Source organism: Mycobacterium sp. (assembly GCF_047975165.1).
Lineage (GTDB): Bacteria > Actinomycetota > Actinomycetes > Mycobacteriales > Mycobacteriaceae > Mycobacterium.
Window position 1 is genome coordinate 1 of the sequence record NZ_JBKECZ010000075.1, and the last position, 2,704, is coordinate 2,704.

General features: G+C 63.4%; 3 protein-coding genes. 2 read left to right on the forward strand and 1 reads right to left on the reverse strand.

Annotated features, from left to right (window positions below):
• Positions 1–458: sugar phosphate nucleotidyltransferase (locus ACK5M9_RS08105; protein ID WP_416892661.1), on the reverse strand; the 458-nt coding region annotated here is incomplete at its 3' end.
• Between the two features lie 159 nt (positions 459–617).
• Here ACK5M9_RS08105 and rfbH point away from each other — a divergent pair.
• Together rfbH and rfbG are read left to right on the forward strand one after the other, a co-directional pair.
• A complete protein-coding gene (rfbH, locus tag ACK5M9_RS08110; protein WP_416892663.1) occupies positions 618–1,985 on the forward strand; it encodes a lipopolysaccharide biosynthesis protein RfbH in 1,368 nt (455 codons plus the stop codon).
• A 2-nt stretch (positions 1,986–1,987) separates the two neighbouring features.
• The coding region (gene rfbG, locus ACK5M9_RS08115) for a CDP-glucose 4,6-dehydratase (RefSeq protein ID WP_416892662.1) at positions 1,988–2,704 on the forward strand (717 nt) is incomplete at its 3' end.

The following is a 2,704-nucleotide window of genomic DNA, read 5'->3' on the forward strand; positions in this document are numbered from 1 at the left end:
ACGGTGGCGAGCTTGCCATGAGCCCGGTGGAAGTTGAGTAGTGCGTGGATATCGACGTCGGCGATACCGTCGCCGTAGGTGCACAGAAATGTTTCACAGCCGACGTATTTCTGGATGCGTTTGATCCGGCCGCCCGTCATGGTGTCCAGGCCGGTGTCGGCCACGGTGACCTGCCAATTGAACTCATTGTGCGACCCGTGGTAGCGGATGCTCGACTGGTCCCCGAGGGTGATGGTGAAGTCCAGGTTGGAGGCTCCGTAGTTGGTGAAGTAGTTCTTGATGAACTCACTCTTGTAGCCGGTGCACACGATGAAGTCGGAAATGCCGTAGTGACCGAGGATTTTCATGATGTGCCACAGCACCGGCCGCCCCCCGACCTCGACCATCGGTTTGGGGCGGAATTCGGTTTCCTCGCGCATGCGCGTGCCGAGCCCGCCGGCGAGAAGCACGGCTTTCATGACCAATCATCCCATCTCGACGTAGTCTGGCCCCCGGGGCGCGGAAACGATGACGCCGCGTCGCCGCGGGTGTAACACTAGCAACGATGCGACATGCGGGGCGGGCTTTTCACCTGTGTCGCGTACCATATTGAGTCACACAGCCCTTGAGGAGTTCTCATTTCACCGCTCGATACCGATGGGACTAGGGAGAACGGGCTCGAACAGGATCGCGAGGATATTCTTGCCGCTGTCCGCGGGTACGCCAAGCGCAAGCTCGCGACAGCGGAGTTTATCCCCGGCGTCACGCCGGTCCCGGTTTCCGGCAAGGTGCTCGACCCCGAGGACTTCGCGGCACTCGTCGACGCCTCCCTGGACGGCTGGCTGACCGCCGGTAGGTTCCATCCGTTGTTCGAACGTGCCCTATACCGGTACGTCGGAGCGCGCGGCGCCGTCTTCGTCAACAGCGGGTCGAGCGCAAATCTGTGTGCCCTGAGTGCCCTGACCAGCCCGAAGCTCGCCGGAAACAAGAAGCGGTTCGGCAAAGGGCCTCTGCAACCCGGCGACGAGGTGCTGACCGTGGCCGCCGGCTTTCCCACCACGGTCAACCCGATCATCCAGAACGGCATGCGCCCGGTAGTTGTCGACATCGAATTGGGCACCTACGACGCAATCCCCGAGCGCCTGCGCGAAGCTGTCGGGCCGAAGACCCGGGCGATCATGATGGCCCACACCCTGGGTAACCCGTTCGACCTGGACGCCGTGCGCGAATTGTGCGACAAACACAACCTGTGGCTGGTCGAGGACTCCTGCGACGCGCTCGGATCCACCTATGACGGCAAGCGCACCGGCAGCTTCGGTGACACCGCGACACTGAGTTTCTATCCCGCCCACCACATCACCACCGGTGAAGGCGGCGCGGTATTCGTCAAGTCGCCGCTGGTGCGCAAGCAGGTCGAATCCTTCCGGGACTGGGGCCGGGACTGCTACTGCGCGCCGGGCGACGACAACACGTGTGAGAAGCGGTTCGAATGGCAACTCGGCGATCTACCCAAGGGGTATGACCACAAATACATCTACAGCCACATCGGCTACAACCTGAAGGCCACCGACATGCAGGCGGCCATCGGTCTGTCGCAGCTGACCAAGATCGACGGATTCGTCCAGGCGCGCAAGGACAACTTCGACTATCTGACCTCGCGGCTGTCTGGCGTCGAAGGGCTGATCCTGCCCGTTGCCACGCCCAAGTCGGAGCCGTCCTGGTTCGGCTATCCGATCACCCTGGATCCCGCACATCCCGTCGACCGCACCAAGTTGATGCGCTTCCTGGACGAACGCAAGATCGGCTTTCGGCAGTTGTTCGCCGGCAACCTGGTCAAACAACCGGCCTATCGGGGCACCGACTTCCGGATCGTCGGTGACCTGACCAATACCGACATCGTGATGAACCGCACGTTCTGGATCGGCACCTATCCCGGGCTGACAAAGCCGATGCTCGATTTCGCGACCGAATCGATCCGCGAGTACATGGCCGAGGCCTCACGGTAACCGTGCACTACCTGATCACTGGGCATACCGGGTTCAAAGGCCCCTGGCTGGCGCTGCTACTACTGGCCCGCGGACACCAAGTGTCCGGTCTGGCCCTTGAGCCCGATGAGGGCGGCCTGTTCGAGAGAGCAGGGTTGGCGGATCTGCTGGCCTCCGATCTGCGGGTGGACATCCGCGACGCCGGGGAAACTGCGGCAGCGGTGAAGGCGGTGGCCCCCGACGTCGTGGTGCACATGGCCGCCCAGGCGTTGGTCCGCGAGTCCTACCGCGAGCCGCGATTCACCTACGAAACCAACGTCATGGGCACACTCAATGTGCTGGAAGCCGTCGGGGCCACGGCTTCGGTGCGTGCGCACGTCGTCATCACCACCGACAAGGTCTACCGCAACGTCGATCAGGAGGCCGGCTACACCGAAACAGACCCGCTGGGCGGCGACGATCCCTACAGTGCGTCCAAAGCGATGGCCGATCTGCTGACCCAATCCTGGATTCGCAGCTTCCCCGGCTGCCCGACCGCGATTGCCCGTGGCGGCAACGTGATCGGTGGTGGCGACATCAGCCGTGACCGCCTGCTGCCGGACCTGGTGGTCGCCTACGCAAGCGGGCAGGCGCCGCTATTGCGTTTCCCGCACGCGGTGCGGCCCTGGCAGCACGTACTCGACTGCCTCAACGGCTATCTCACGATTGCCGACGCGCTGCTCGCCGGTGGCGGGCTGGGC